Origin of the sequence: Salinicoccus halitifaciens (genome assembly GCF_021026095.1) — a bacterium.
In the GTDB taxonomy this organism is placed as follows: domain Bacteria; phylum Bacillota; class Bacilli; order Staphylococcales; family Salinicoccaceae; genus Lacicoccus; species Lacicoccus halitifaciens.
Window position 1 is genome coordinate 71460 of record NZ_JAJNCU010000005.1, and the last position, 12491, is coordinate 83950.

Annotated in this window: 24 protein-coding genes; 2 read left to right on the forward strand and 22 right to left on the reverse strand. The window is 46.9% G+C overall.

All coding sequences use genetic code 11. The annotated features are described in order from the left end of the window. Nucleotides 1-27 precede the first annotated feature (27 nt). The 22 genes from rpmD to LPW40_RS10505 form a co-directional block, all read right to left on the reverse strand. Nucleotides 28-207, reverse strand: a complete 180-nt coding sequence (rpmD, locus tag LPW40_RS10400) for a 50S ribosomal protein L30 (protein WP_230822187.1) — start codon at nt 205-207, stop codon at nt 28-30. Between the two features lie 15 nt (nt 208-222). Beyond that, nucleotides 223-723 (reverse strand): 30S ribosomal protein S5, encoded by a 501-nt coding sequence (rpsE, locus tag LPW40_RS10405; protein WP_230822188.1) that lies wholly within the window; start codon nt 721-723, stop codon nt 223-225. Nucleotides 724-743: 20 nt separating this feature from the next. Beyond that, complete coding sequence (gene rplR, locus LPW40_RS10410; RefSeq protein ID WP_230822189.1) at nt 744-1106, reverse strand: 50S ribosomal protein L18; 363 nt, start codon at nt 1104-1106, stop codon at nt 744-746. 25 nt (nt 1107-1131) lie between these two features. After that, a complete protein-coding gene (gene rplF, locus LPW40_RS10415) occupies nt 1132-1668 on the reverse strand; it encodes a 50S ribosomal protein L6 (protein WP_230822190.1) in 537 nt (178 codons plus the stop codon). 24 nt (nt 1669-1692) lie between these two features. Next, nucleotides 1693-2091: a 30S ribosomal protein S8 gene (gene rpsH, locus LPW40_RS10420; protein WP_097040857.1), complete on the reverse strand. Its 399-nt coding sequence runs from the start codon at nt 2089-2091 to the stop codon at nt 1693-1695. A 30-nt stretch (nt 2092-2121) separates the two neighbouring features. Further along, a complete protein-coding gene (locus LPW40_RS10425; protein WP_097040855.1) occupies nt 2122-2307 on the reverse strand; it encodes a type Z 30S ribosomal protein S14 in 186 nt (61 codons plus the stop codon). A gap of 20 nt (nt 2308-2327) precedes the next feature. Continuing rightward, entirely contained in the window at nt 2328-2867 is a 540-nt protein-coding gene (gene rplE / locus LPW40_RS10430; protein ID WP_097040853.1) for a 50S ribosomal protein L5, read from the reverse strand. Between the two features lie 27 nt (nt 2868-2894). After that, the gene (rplX, locus tag LPW40_RS10435) at nt 2895-3221 is read right to left on the reverse strand and encodes a 50S ribosomal protein L24 (protein ID WP_230822191.1); all 327 of its coding nucleotides are present in this window, start codon (nt 3219-3221) and stop codon (nt 2895-2897) included. A gap of 30 nt (nt 3222-3251) precedes the next feature. After that, the gene (rplN, locus tag LPW40_RS10440) at nt 3252-3620 is read right to left on the reverse strand and encodes a 50S ribosomal protein L14 (protein ID WP_097040849.1); all 369 of its coding nucleotides are present in this window, start codon (nt 3618-3620) and stop codon (nt 3252-3254) included. A gap of 29 nt (nt 3621-3649) precedes the next feature. Further along, on the reverse strand, nt 3650-3913 hold the full coding sequence (gene rpsQ, locus LPW40_RS10445; protein WP_097040847.1) for a 30S ribosomal protein S17: 264 nt from the start codon (nt 3911-3913) through the stop codon (nt 3650-3652). Between the two features lie 18 nt (nt 3914-3931). Further along, complete coding sequence (rpmC, locus tag LPW40_RS10450; protein ID WP_230822192.1) at nt 3932-4141, reverse strand: 50S ribosomal protein L29; 210 nt, start codon at nt 4139-4141, stop codon at nt 3932-3934. Further along, nucleotides 4131-4565, reverse strand: coding sequence for a 50S ribosomal protein L16 (gene rplP, locus LPW40_RS10455; protein WP_097040844.1), 435 nt, complete (start codon nt 4563-4565; stop codon nt 4131-4133). The genes rpmC and rplP overlap by 11 nt, the downstream gene beginning before the upstream one ends. A gap of 15 nt (nt 4566-4580) precedes the next feature. After that, nucleotides 4581-5225: a 30S ribosomal protein S3 gene (gene rpsC / locus LPW40_RS10460; RefSeq protein ID WP_230822193.1), complete on the reverse strand. Its 645-nt coding sequence runs from the start codon at nt 5223-5225 to the stop codon at nt 4581-4583. Between the two features lie 20 nt (nt 5226-5245). After that, nucleotides 5246-5641, reverse strand: a complete 396-nt coding sequence (gene rplV, locus LPW40_RS10465) for a 50S ribosomal protein L22 (protein ID WP_230822194.1) — start codon at nt 5639-5641, stop codon at nt 5246-5248. Between the two features lie 33 nt (nt 5642-5674). Beyond that, nucleotides 5675-5953, reverse strand: coding sequence for a 30S ribosomal protein S19 (gene rpsS / locus LPW40_RS10470; protein ID WP_097040838.1), 279 nt, complete (start codon nt 5951-5953; stop codon nt 5675-5677). A 61-nt stretch (nt 5954-6014) separates the two neighbouring features. Next, nucleotides 6015-6848 (reverse strand): 50S ribosomal protein L2, encoded by an 834-nt coding sequence (gene rplB / locus LPW40_RS10475; RefSeq protein WP_230822195.1) that lies wholly within the window; start codon nt 6846-6848, stop codon nt 6015-6017. Between the two features lie 31 nt (nt 6849-6879). Continuing rightward, nucleotides 6880-7152, reverse strand: a complete 273-nt coding sequence (rplW, locus tag LPW40_RS10480; RefSeq protein WP_230822196.1) for a 50S ribosomal protein L23 — start codon at nt 7150-7152, stop codon at nt 6880-6882. After that, a complete protein-coding gene (gene rplD, locus LPW40_RS10485; RefSeq protein ID WP_230822197.1) occupies nt 7152-7772 on the reverse strand; it encodes a 50S ribosomal protein L4 in 621 nt (206 codons plus the stop codon). The genes rplW and rplD overlap by 1 nt, the downstream gene beginning before the upstream one ends. A gap of 30 nt (nt 7773-7802) precedes the next feature. Next, the gene (rplC, locus tag LPW40_RS10490) at nt 7803-8465 is read right to left on the reverse strand and encodes a 50S ribosomal protein L3 (RefSeq protein WP_230822198.1); all 663 of its coding nucleotides are present in this window, start codon (nt 8463-8465) and stop codon (nt 7803-7805) included. 24 nt (nt 8466-8489) lie between these two features. Further along, on the reverse strand, nt 8490-8798 hold the full coding sequence (gene rpsJ / locus LPW40_RS10495; protein WP_230822199.1) for a 30S ribosomal protein S10: 309 nt from the start codon (nt 8796-8798) through the stop codon (nt 8490-8492). A 312-nt stretch (nt 8799-9110) separates the two neighbouring features. Then, nucleotides 9111-10445: an NCS2 family permease gene (locus LPW40_RS10500; RefSeq protein WP_230822200.1), complete on the reverse strand. Its 1335-nt coding sequence runs from the start codon at nt 10443-10445 to the stop codon at nt 9111-9113. A gap of 65 nt (nt 10446-10510) precedes the next feature. Beyond that, entirely contained in the window at nt 10511-11149 is a 639-nt protein-coding gene (locus tag LPW40_RS10505) for a YczE/YyaS/YitT family protein (RefSeq protein ID WP_230822201.1), read from the reverse strand. Between the two features lie 171 nt (nt 11150-11320). On the opposite strand from LPW40_RS10505, the gene LPW40_RS10510 reads away from it, so the two are divergent. Then, complete coding sequence (locus LPW40_RS10510) at nt 11321-11566, forward strand: hypothetical protein (RefSeq protein WP_230822202.1); 246 nt, start codon at nt 11321-11323, stop codon at nt 11564-11566. Nucleotides 11567-11607: 41 nt separating this feature from the next. After that, nucleotides 11608-12408, forward strand: coding sequence for a PepSY domain-containing protein (locus LPW40_RS10515; protein WP_230822203.1), 801 nt, complete (start codon nt 11608-11610; stop codon nt 12406-12408). Nucleotides 12409-12491: the final 83 nt, after the last annotated feature.

Sequence of the window (12491 nt, forward strand, 5' to 3'; positions counted from 1 at the left end):
CATCGCACCTCCTCTTTTATAATATCATTAATTTTCTTCTACAGTAACCAGGTGGCTGACTTTTTCGACTTGTCCTCTGATCTGAGGCGTATCTTCATGTTCAACTGTCTGGTTGACTTTTCTCAAACCAAGAGATGCCACAGTCTTCTTCTGTGTCTCAGGTTTTCCGATAACACTTCTTTTGAGGGTGATTTTTATCTTTGCCATTTATCTTTTCCCTCCTTAATTAGTAATCTCTTCTACAGTTTTTCCACGAAGCTTCGCCACTTCTTCAGCACTCTTAAGTTCTGAAATACCTTGAAGTGTCGCACGCACAACGTTGATCGGCGTATTTGCACCAAGTGATTTGCTGAGGATGTCCGTGATTCCGGCAAGCTCAAGCACCGCACGCACCGGTCCACCTGCGATAACACCTGTACCAGGCGCTGCCGGCTTCATGAACACTTGACCAGAGCTGAATCTGCCTATAATTTCGTGTGGGATCGTACCGTCCACCATTGGCACCTGTACCAGATCTTTCTTCGCAGCTTCAACTGCTTTCTTGATCGCTTCAGGCACTTCCTGTGCTTTACCTGTACCGAAACCTACACGGCCTTTTCTGTCTCCGACTACTACCAGTGCCGAGAAACGGAAACGACGTCCACCTTTTACAACTTTAGCAATACGGTTGATCGTCACAACGCGCTCTTCGAATTCTTGTACTCTATCATCTCTACGAGCCATTTATATTTTACCTCCTTCTATTAAAATTGTAAGCCGTTTTCACGTGCCGCATCAGCGAGTGCTTTCACACGCCCGTGATACAAATAACCGCCACGGTCAAATACTACATTTTCAATGCCTTTATCTTTCGCACGTTTTGCGATCAAAGTGCCGACTTCTGCAGCTGCATCTTTGTTGGATCCGACTTCCATTTTGAACTCTGGATCCTGGGATGACGCGCTGACAAGCGTCGTTTCACTGCTGTCATCGATCAGTTGTGCGTAAATGTGCTTATTTGAACGGTATACGTTCAGGCGTGGCTTTTCGCTTGTGCCAGCCAGATCTTTACGTATACGCTGGTGTCTCTTAAGACGCACTTTGTTTTTATCCACTTTAGAGATCATTGATGTTCACTCCTCACTTGTTTAATTATTTACCGGTTTTACCTTCTTTACGACGAACAAGTTCGTCTTTGTAACGGATACCTTTACCTTTGTAAGGCTCCGGCGGACGTACAGAACGGATTTTCGAAGCCAGTGCTCCGACATACTCCTTGTTGATACCTTCCACCTTGACTTTAGTGTTGCCATCAACTGAAATCGTCAGCTCATCAGAAGGTTCAAACTCAACCGGGTGAGAAAGTCCTACGCTCAATACAAGCTTTTTACCCTGCATCTGTGCACGGTAACCGACACCTACAAGCTCAAGCTCCTTGCTGAAACCTTCGGATACACCCACCACCATGTTATTGATCAATGCACGGGTTGTTCCGTGTACTGTACGGTGCTCCTTGGACTCACTCGGGCGGACGACCTGAAGTGTGTTCTCTTCCAGTTCAAATGACATGTCTTCATTGAATGTGTCAACGAGTTCACCTTTCGGCCCTTTGACCGTAACTGTTGAACCGTCGATATCTATAGTTACATCTTTTGGAATTTCAATAATACGTTTACCAACACGACTCATCTCGATTACACCTCCTAAAATAAATTACCAAACGTATGCGAGTACTTCCCCGCCGATATTTCTTTTACGTGCTTCTTTATCTGTCAAAACACCTTCTGATGTTGAGATCAGGGCGATTCCAAGACCGTTCAGGACTTTTGGAAGTTCTTCCCTTTGAGCGTACACTCTAAGGCCTGGCTTTGAAATACGTTTCAGACCTGTAATAACTCTTTCGTTATTACCTCCATATTTCAAAAACATGCGGATGACGCCTTGCTTTTCATCTTCTATGAATTCGACGTTCTTGACGAATCCTTCCGCTTTCAGGATAGAAGCGATCTCTTTTTTAATGTTTGATGCAGGGATTTCTAATGATTCATGTCTGACCATGTTCGCATTTCTGATGCGTGTCAGCATATCTGCAATTGGATCTGATACTGTCATTTAAATTTGCCTCCTTTCAATTTATGGCGATTACCAGCTTGCTTTTTTGACACCAGGGATCTGGCCTTTATAAGCAAGTTCACGGAAACATATACGGCATAGTCTGAATTGACGAATTACTGAATGCGGACGTCCACATCTTTCACAACGCGTGTATTCTCTCACTTTAAACTTTTGTTCTTTTTGCTGTTTAGCAATCATTGATTTTTTAGCCACATTTTCGCCTCCTTATTAACTTACTTTTGGAACGGCATTCCAAACTGAGTCAACAGTTCTCTTGCCTCTTCGTCTGTGTTTGCAGTAGTTACGATAACGATATCCATACCTCTGACTTTCGATACTTTATCATAGTCGATTTCAGGGAAGATCAGCTGTTCTTTGACACCGAGCGTATAGTTGCCGCGGCCGTCGAACGCTTTCTTCGAAACGCCTCTGAAGTCTCTTACACGTGGCAGGGAAACGGAGATGAGCTTATCCAGGAATTCATACATTCTTTCTCCGCGCAGTGTCACTTTCGCACCGATCGGCATACCTTCACGCAATCTGAAAGTCGCGATTGATCTCTTCGCTTTAGTGATGATCGGCTTCTGGCCGGTGATCGCTTCAAGCTCTTCCACTGCAGTATCCAGTACTTTTGCGTTCTGTACTGCGTCACCCACACCCATGTTGACGACGATTTTCTCTATTTCAGGCACTTCCATTACAGAAGAATAATTAAATTTATTTACAAGTTCTGTTTTGATTGATTCGTTGAATCTTTCTTTTAAACGAGCCACTTGAAATCCTCCTTTCACTTATACTGATTAGTTGTTCTCAACTGCCGGTATTTCTTTACCGGATTTTACTGCTACCCGTACTTTCGTTCCGTCCTCTTTGACCTCATAACGAATACGAGTACGTTCACCTGAGTCCGGATCGATGTGCATTACATTCGACACATGGATCGGTGCTTCAGTTTCCAGAATTCCGCCTTCCGGGTTCATCTGTGAAGGTTTTTGATGTTTCTTGACGATATTGACACCTTCGACAACGACTCTCTCTTTTGCAGGGATCGCCTTAAGGATAGTTCCTTCTTTGCCTTTGTCCTTACCGCTGATTACGACGACTTTATCACCAGTTCTTACGTGCATGAAAATTGCACCTCCTTATATAAATTGGGATTATAATACTTCTGGTGCAAGTGAAATGATCTTCATGAAATTGCCTTCGCGCAGTTCACGGGCAACCGGACCGAAGATACGTGTACCTCTTGGACCTTTATCATCACGAATGATAACACATGCATTTTCATCAAATTTGATGTATGAACCATCTTCACGGCGGACGCCTGTTTTGGTTCTGACGATGACAGCTCTGACTACTTCACCTTTTTTGACAACGCCACCTGGTGTTGCATTTTTGACTGTCGCAACGATGACATCACCGATATTCGCAGTTTTACGTCCCGTACCACCCAATACTTTGATGGTTAATACTTCACGCGCACCTGAGTTATCTGCAACTTTCAAGCGGGATTCCTGTTGGATCATGCGAATGGACCTCCTTTATCTTCGATAGTTTAAATAATTACTGATTCTTCAACGATTTCCACTAAACGGAAACGCTTAGTTTTTGATAACGGACGTGTTTCTTCGATACGGACCACATCGCCCATTTTCGCACTGTTCTTTTCATCGTGCGTTTTATATTTCTTGGAATATTTAACACGTTTGTTGATGATAGGGTGTCTTTTGTAAGTTTCAACAAGTACCGTGATCGTTTTATCCATCTTGTCGGATACTACGCGGCCCTGGTAAACTTTACGTTCATTTTTTGTTTCCACTATTTTAACCCTCCTATATTATTGATTGGCTCTTGCTTCCTCAAGCTCTCTCTCACGTACAGTTGTTTTCATTCTAGCGATAGATTTTCTGACTTGTTTGATACGAGCAGTGTTCTCTAGCTGACCTGTAGCTAGCTGAAAGCGTAGGTTGAAAAGTTCTTCTTTCAATTCTTTAACGTTTTCTTCAATTTCTGATGTCGTTAAATCACGGATTTCTTTAGCTTTCATTCGTATCACCACCTAATTCTTCACGTCTTACGATTTTTGTTTTTACCGGAAGCTTGTGGCTCGCCAGACGAAGTGCCTCTTTAGCTACCTCTTCTTCAACACCAGAAACTTCAAACATTACACGGCCAGGTTTTACTACTGCAATCCATCCTTCAACTGCACCTTTACCTGAACCCATACGTACTTCCAAAGGTTTCTTCGTGTACGGTGTATGCGGGAAAATGTTGATCCATACTTTACCGCCACGCTTCATATAACGTGTCATTGCGATACGTGCTGATTCGATCTGTCTTGAAGTGATCCATGCAGTCGTTGTCGCCTGCAGTCCATATTCACCAAATGATACTTGATTACCGCCTTTTGACTGACCTTTTGTATCCGGACGGTGCTGACGACGGTACTTTACTCTTTTAGGTAATAACATTATCAATTTCCTCCTTTACTTGTTATCTTTTTTGACAGGAAGAACTTCTCCACGGTAGATCCATACTTTGACGCCGAGCTTACCATAAGTCGTGTCTGCTTCTTCGTGTGCATAATCAATGTCTGCACGGAGAGTATGAAGTGGAACCGTTCCTTCGCTGTAACCTTCTGAACGCGCGATATCTGCGCCGCCCAAACGGCCGGAAACTTGTGTTCTGATTCCTTTGGCACCTGCTTTGATCGCTCTTCCAAGCGCCTGCTTTTGAGCTCTACGGAATGACACACGGTTTTCAAGCTGGCGTGCGATGCTTTCTGCAACCAGTTTGGCATCCATATCAATTTTCTTAACTTCAACTACGTTGATGTGTACTCTTTTGCCGGTTAATTTGGATAAAGCTGAACGCAGTTTATCTATCTCGCTGCCGCCTTTACCAATGACCATACCAGGCTTGCCTGTATGAACAGCTATATTAACTCGGTTTGCCGCACGTTCGATTTCAACTTTTGAAATGGACGCGTCTTTAAGATTTGTCTCGATATATTCACGTATTCTCAAGTCTTCATGCAAGAGGTCTGCAAAGTCTTTATCTGCATACCATTTCGCTTCCCAATCACGGATGATGCCTGTACGAAGACCAATTGGATTAATCTTTTGACCCAAATTAATTCCCTCCTTAGTTTTTAAGCTTTCTCTTCAACTTTTTCGTTCTCTTCAGTTTCAACTGCCGCATCATCTTCAATCGCTGCCGGCTCTGCGACAACTACTGTGATGTGGCTTGTACGTTTGTTGATCTTCGTCGCACGGCCTTGTGCACGGGGACGGAAACGTTTAAGAGTCGGACCTTCGTCTGCATATGCTTCAGATACGATCAGGTGATCGATGTCCATATCATAGTTATGTTCTGCGTTCGCCACTGCCGAGTTGATCAGCTTTTCGACGATCGGCGCTGTTCTTTTATTTGTATGCTTCAGTATTGAGATTGCTTCCCCGACTTCTTTGCCGCGGATCAGATCCATGACAAGTCTGACTTTACGTGGTGCAATCCTGACTGTTTTAGCAACTGCTTTCGCTTGCATGTTCGGTTCCTCCTTTATAGCGGATTATTTCTATTATCTGCCTGTTCTCTTATCATTATTGCCGTGACCTTTGAAAGTCCTTGTCGGTGCGAACTCTCCGAGCTTATGTCCGACCATATCTTCTGTAATATAAACCGGTACATGTTTGCGGCCATCGTACACTGCAATTGTGTGTCCAATAAAATTAGGGAAAATTGTTGAACGGCGTGACCATGTTTTTATAACGCTCTTCTTGCTCGTTTCATTTAAGTTTTCAACCTTCTTCATCAAATGATCATCGACGAAAGGTCCTTTTTTAAGACTGCGAGTCATTAGGGCGCCTCCTTTATCAAAATTGTGTGCGGAACTGAGTCCGCACAATTTTTAATTTAATTTATTTTTTCTTACGGCTTCTGACGATCAGCTTATTCGAACGGTTTTTGCCTCTTCTTGTCTTCTTGCCAAGGGTCGGTTTGCCCCATGGAGACATAGGTGACGGACGTCCGATAGGTGCACGGCCTTCACCACCACCGTGTGGGTGGTCGTTAGGGTTCATGACGGAACCACGTACTGTAGGGCGTTCGCCTTTCCATCTTGAACGGCCTGCTTTACCGATGTTGATCAGTTCGTGCTGTTCGTTGCCGACTGCACCGACTGTTGCACGGCAAGTCGCAAGGATCATTCTCACTTCACCGGATTTCAGTCTGACGAGAACGTATTTGCCCTCTTTACCGAGAACCTGTGCACGTGCGCCTGCTGATCTTGCCAGCTGGCCGCCGCGGCCTGGTTTAAGCTCGATGTTGTGGACCATGGTACCAACAGGAATGTCCTGAAGTGCCAATGCGTTACCAGGTTTGATATCCGCATCCGGACCACTCATGATTTCAGTGCCCACCGTTACACCTTTAGGTGCGATGATGTATTTTTTTTCGCCGTCTGCGTAGTGCACAAGTGCAATGTTCGCTGAACGGTTCGGGTCATACTCGATTGTTGCCACTTTACCAGGAACGCCGTCTTTAATACGTTTGAAGTCGATCACTCTGTACTGGCGCTTATGTCCGCCGCCTTTATGGCGTACGGTCATCCGGCCCTGGTTGTTACGGCCCGCTTTTTTCGGCAGCGGCTGTAATAGTGACCGTTCCGGAGTCGTCGAAGTGACTTCGGCAAAATCCGAGCCAGTCATATTACGACGAGCGTTTGTGGTTGGCTTGTACTTTTTTATTGCCATCTCGTTTTACCTCCTTAATGGTAAGTCGCTCCTAGAATATGTCTATGGAGCCTTCTTTTAATGTTACGATCGCTTTTCTTCTTCTATTAGTATAGCCTTCATAGCGACCCATACGTTTTTTCTTCGGTTTGACGTTCATTATGTTCACTTTGTCAACTTTGACGCCGAAGATTTCTTCGATCGCGTATTTGACTTGCGTTTTGTTCGCTTTGACGTCCACATCGAATGTGTACTTGTCCATCTGCATCAAATCTGCTGAACGTTCAGTAATGACCGGACGTTTGATAATATCACGAGCATCCATTACAGAAGTACCTCCTCTGCTTTAGTGATTGCACCTTCCGTAAAGATAACACGGTCAGCAGAAAGGATATCCAGTACGTTGAGCCCTTCCGGTGTAAGCACCGTCACACCCTGCAGGTTGCGGGATGAAAGCTGTACGTTGACATCTTCATTTTCAAGGACTAACAGGACTTTTCTGTCTGCCTCAAGATTTTCCAGAATTGCGAGGAAATCTTTTGTTTTCGGTGCGTCTAATGAAATGTTGTCCACTACTGTCAGGACATCTTCATTCACTTTTGCCGACAACGCTGAACGGAGTGCCAGACGGCGCATCTTTCTCGGCATCTTGTAGGAATAGCTTCTTGGCGTCGGTCCGAATACTACGCCACCGCCTCTGAACTGCGGCGCACGGATGGTACCCTGACGCGCATTACCTGTTCCTTTTTGTCTGAATGGCTTCCTGCCTCCGCCACGGACCGCTGAACGGTTTTTCACCGCATGCGTGCCACGGCGCTGTGAAGCCTGCTGCAACTGAACCGCTTCGAAAAGCACGTGCTGATTTGGTTCGATACCAAATATCTCCTGGTTCAATTCGATTGAATTCACTTTAGTTCCGTCTTTAGATAAAACATCGATTGCCATGTGTTAAATCCTCCCTTCTTGAATTTTTATTTATTTAACACTTTTTTTAGTTGCTGCTGAAATTTTTACATATCCTTTACGAGGGCCCGGCACGTTACCTTTAATGAGTAACACGTTGCGCTCGGCATCCACACGTACGATTTCAAGATTTTGCAATGTGATGGTCTGACCGCCCATTTGACCTGGCAATTTCTTACCTTTGAAAACTCTTGCCGGGTCTGCAGCTGCCGCCATCGCACCAGGTGACCTGTGGAAATGGGAACCGTGGCTCATCGGGCCGCGCGACTGGTTATGACGCTTGATTGCACCCTGGAAACCTTTACCTTTTGAAGTTCCTGTCACATCTACAAAGTCCCCTGCTTCAAATGTATCTGCAGTGACTTCTTGACCGATTTCGAATTCTTCAACGTTCAAGTTCTTGAATTCGCGAATGAAGCGCTTAGGGAGTACTCCTGAAGCTTTTGCATGTCCTGTTTCAGCTTTGTTCGCATACTTGTTGGATCTTGCACCTTCAAAGTATTCACGCTTGTCGTCAAAGCCGATCTGAACCGCATTATAGCCGTCAGTCTCTTCAACTTTCTTCTGTACTACCACGTTACCTGCTGTTTCTACTACCGTTACGGGAATCAACTCGCCGTTTTCACCGAAAACCTGAGTCATTCCAACTTTTTTACCTAAGATTCCTTTGGTCATCGAAAGTCCACCTCCTGTGAAAAATTATAATTTGATTTCGATGTCTACACCAGATGGTAAGTTCAAGCCCATGAGAGCATCCACTGTTTTAGGTGTAGGGTTTAAAATGTCGATAAGACGTTTATGCGTACGCTGTTCGAACTGCTCACGCGAATCCTTGTACTTATGGACCGCACGCAGGATCGTGTAGATCGTCTTCTCAGTCGGAAGTGGGATCGGCCCTGAAACATCTGCGCCTGAACGCTTTGCCGTTTCAACGATCTTCTCCGCTGACTGATCCAACACTCTGTGGTCATACGCTTTTAAACGAATACGAATTTTTTGTTTTGCCATTATTAGTACCTCCTTTGGTCGTCATCATTGTTTGATAGACTTCTCCACGAAAATTCTCCAACACATTGCCATGGCAATGCGGCCGGGTGTGTCGGTAACCTCTCGCTTCACAGATATCGAAAAGCCGGAACATCAGCGTTCCAGGCACTTTTCTTCTTCAAGACGGGGTTCCCCGCCTTTTTAGTCCAACGTTAGATATAATACACGAAAAGAGCGAAAAAATCAATAGATAACCTAAGATTTTTCCACTCTTTTTTCCGATGGGAATTTTCGACCCCATCATTATACTTTATTCAGCTGTAAATTACAATGCTATTCCGAGACGAACACGAAATAGAGTATGAAGATGATGAACAGTCCGTACATCATCGGATGGATTTCTTTCCTCCGCCCCGCCATGATCATCGTCACCGGATAGAATATGAAGCCGATCGCAATACCGGTCGCTATGCTGTAGGAGAGCGGCATTAGGAACACCGTCAGGAATGCCGGCACCGCGATTTCGAACTGGTTGAACGGTATCTTGCTCAAGTTCGATGCCATGAGCGCCCCGACGATGATCAGGGCGGGTGCCGTCACTTCCGATGTGAAGGTGACGAGCAGCGGCGAGAAGAATATCGCCGATAAGAACAGGAAGGCACTCACCACGCTTGCGAATCCCGTCCGTGCACCCGCGGCGACACCCGCCGTCGATTCCACATAGGAGGTGGTCGTCGATGTACCGAAGATCGCACCCGAAATTGTCGCGAATGCATCCGAGAGCAGTGCACGCCCTGCCCGCGGGAGTTTATTGTCCCGGATCAGGTTCGCCTGGGATGCCACGCCCACAAGCGTGCCCGCCGTATCGAAGAAGTCGACGAACAGGAATGTGAGGACGACGATCAGGAACTGTGTATTGAACAATTGGGATGGTTCTGCAAATGCTTCGAATGCGGCTCCGAATGTCGGCGCCATGCTCGGCGCTGCGCTGACGATGCCTTCGGGCATCGGCACGAGGCTGAAGATGACACCTGTGACGGCCGTTATGATCATCCCGAAGAATATCGCACCCGGCACCTTTTTCGCCATCAGTATGACGGTGACGAGCAGCCCAAAGCCCGCAAGCAGCACACCGGGGTCATGGACCGGCCCGAGGCTGACGAGCGTCGCTTCATCTGATGTGATGATGCCTGCGCCCTGCAGGCCGACGAAAGTGATGAAGAAGCCGATTCCGGCACTGACGGCCATCTTCATCTCCATGGGGATTGCGTTGATTATGTATTCACGTACACCGGACAGCGTCAGTATGACGAATATGATCCCCGAGAATAAAACTCCGGTGAGCGCGGTCTGCCACGGGATGCCCATGGTGAGCACCACGGAGAATGCGAAGAAGGCATTCAGGCCCATGCCCGGGGCGAGCGCAATCGGATACTTTGCAAATACACCCATGATCAGGGTGCCGACGAACGCTGCAAGCGCCGTTGCAACGAAGACCGCATTCATATCCATCTTCATGTCATCCGGCACACCGTCGATGCCCTGGAGGGACAGCATCGCCGGGTTGACTGCAAGAACATACGCCATGGAAAGGAACGTCGTCAGTCCGCCGATTATTTCGCGGCGGTATGTCGTGTTATGACCTTTGAAATCAAAGTATTTTTTCATTACATTTCTCCGATCTTTTTATTTTCGTGCCGGTTCCTGATGAATGGAGCGGGAGGATGGATCCGTCATATCACTTTGATGATGTCCGGATGGTCGTGCCCGATGAACTTGACGAGCAGGCGGCGTGTGACCGGCAGGAAGTTCTCTATCAGTTTACCGAGCAGGAAGACGATGAGGAAGCTTCCGATGAATACCGGACCGCCGAGCAGGAATCCTCCGACGAGCGCAAAAGCTTCCATTAAGTTGCGGGCACTGGAGAGTTTCATATTGAACTTCTCGATGAAAAACAGCATCAATGTATCACGCGGGCCCGCACCGAGGTTCGGTGTGATGTAAAATGCAATGCCGAAGGCCATGACGATCACACCGGCCGTGAACGCAATCCCGTGCATCACCCACCCTTCGACTTCCGGGAGCAGGAAGTTGAAGACATCTATGAAGATGCCGATTGTGAACATGTTTATGTATACGCCAAGCTTAGGCAGCCGCTTCAACGCCACCGCCGTGAACAGGACGATGACCGCTCCGACTATGATGGACCATGATCCGATCGTGAGGCCGAAAGTGTCCCATAAGCCGTAATGGAAGACATCCCACGGGCCGAGTCCGTACATGCGTCCCTTGATGGTCAGGGCGACGCCCAGGGAAAGTATGATCATGCCCCCGACGAAGAAGAGCCAGCGTTTGAATATCGAATTCCTCAATCATTTTCCTCCTATCCATATATAGACTCATTTTATAGCTGTACCCCGGAAATGACAATAGACAAATTCAGCATGTTTTCATTAAAATTCTGCCGGGATGTTTGAAGCCGCTTCTTAAAAGGTAAATTACTGATGAATAAAACAGTATGAGAATATGAAGGAGTGGTTATATTGAAATCCCACAGATATGGGCTGGCCACGCTCGTTTTATCCACGGGGCTGCTGCTCGGCGCATGCGGCGGCGAAGATGAAGCCGACCCTGCAGGGGATGTCGTTGAGGAAGGTAATGAAGATACCTCAGTAGAAATGAATGAAGACGCGGATACGTCAGATGAAGCATCAGACGACGGCACAGATGACACCACCGGCGAAAGCACGGTTGATGGTACTGACGAAGATGAGGCCGACACTGAATAAGCCGGTCGATCAGTAGTTTAATATAAAGGAGCTGTTTTTAAATGAAATCCCATAGATATAAATTGGCAACACTCGTTTTATCCACAGGGCTGCTGCTCGGTGCATGCGGCGGTGAAGAAGAAGCTCAGGCTCCGGAGGATCCTGAAGAAGTTGCGGATACTGCCGTGGAAGAAGATGAAGGTACAGGCACCACCGATCAAAGCACCGATACTTCTGATGATGCCGCCGAAGAAGCGGATACATCAGATGATTCTGCAGGAGAAAGCACGGATGACATGGAAGATACATCAGATACGACGACTGATACATCATCGGACAACACCGACTCGACCAGCGAGTCAGAAGAAACAGAATCCACTGAGGGTGAAGCCGATGAGGACACCGAAACAACCGAACCTACCGGAGTTGCGGTATTGGATCAGCTCGGCTCCACTCCTGAAGAAGCCGTAAGTGCCGCCCAGGAGAACTTTGACGGTGAACTGATGGAGCTTGAACTCGATCAGGAAGACGGGGACTGGGTATATAAGGTCTCAATGGAAAATGAATCCGAGGAGTATGAAGCCAAGATGCTCGCAGAAGACCTGTCCGTCATCAGTGAAGAAACAGAAAGCAATGACGGCATGGACGCAAATGACGTCTTTGCATATGAAGACGCCATCCCGCACGATGAAGCAGTCCGGACTGCAATGGACGAAGTCGGCGGTGAACTCGAAGGCTGGACACTCGATAAAGATGACGGCCAACTTGAATACGAAATCGAGCTCATGAACACGGATGCCGGCGGCGATGCAGAAGTGAAGATCAATGCCGAATCCGGCGAAATTCTTGAAACAGACGACTAATATTGAGTTTGAAGAGCAGGGTCATGGGGGTCCTGCTCTTTTTTTGTGCTGCGCCGGCCGGGCTTTCGACACTTATCCGGATG